The 818-nt window shown below is 28.9% G+C and carries 1 protein-coding gene; it reads right to left on the bottom strand.

Annotated features, from left to right (window positions below; genetic code table 11):
* Positions 1 to 134: 134 nt before the first annotated feature.
* A complete protein-coding gene (locus ACH5TX_RS03965) occupies positions 135 to 776 on the bottom strand; it encodes a hypothetical protein (RefSeq protein ID WP_439338242.1) in 642 nt (213 codons plus the stop codon).
* Between the last annotated feature and the right edge of the window lie 42 nt (positions 777 to 818).

Raw genomic sequence — 818 nt, 5'->3', positions numbered from 1 at the left:
AACGGTTACGTATAATATTAGTGGCGCGTTTAGGCACTAATTTAATAAATAGAAACTTGCCAGCGGAAAATTCCGAAGGAATTTTCCAAGTAGGCTAGAACCAGCCATTAATTTTATGCTTTGTTGGCAAATCGTTATTTTTTTATTTTTCTAAAAGTATTCCAAATTTCAGTTCCAACTTTAAATTCGTTTTCATTCAATTCTGTCAAATTCCATTCGAACACTTTATCAGAAATAATTTTTGTTTGAATTGGAAACATAGTTATTTCAATTTTTTTACTTGAATTATGTTCCAATTCTAATTCAATAGTTCCATAACCTAATGAGAGAACTTCATATTTGACTTTTGAATTTTTTTTCTCAACCTCAATTTTATTTTTCTCTTCATAAATTTCAAACCCTCTAACATTCGGTTTTTCAACAATGTTAACATAAAGCGGCAATTCATTCTCGTCTGTTATGATAAATTCAAATTCAATAGTCTTTTCAGAACTTGATTTTATATCGGTAATTTTTACTTTATTTTTAGTTGGTTGTTCCTTTTTGTCGAATGCTAGTTTTAAAATTTTGTTTTTTAATTCAAAAATTCCAGTTCCAATATGAGAAGTTCCTAAACAACCGGAAACAGAATATTCGAAGTTATTATTTTCTTTAAAATCTATGCAGATAACATCAGATTCTCCAATAGGAATTGAGCAATATTTTCCGCTTAACTTTTCTTGCGAAAAAGTCATAATAGAAGTCAGAAGTATGATTATTTGCAGAATCGTTCTCATAATGTTTGCCAACGGTTACGTATAATATTAGTGGCGCGTTTA

Origin of the sequence: Thalassobellus citreus, assembly GCF_044385915.1 — a bacterium.
Classification (GTDB): domain Bacteria; phylum Bacteroidota; class Bacteroidia; order Flavobacteriales; family Flavobacteriaceae; genus Thalassobellus; species Thalassobellus citreus.
The sequence above is the reverse complement of the archived record's forward strand: the minus strand, read 5'-3'. Positions and strand labels throughout refer to the sequence as shown.

Coding starts and splice junctions, on each gene's coding strand:
- ACH5TX_RS03965 (WP_439338242.1), bottom strand. CDS start 776: ATGAGAACGATTCTGCAAATAATCATACTTCTGACTTCTATTATGACT.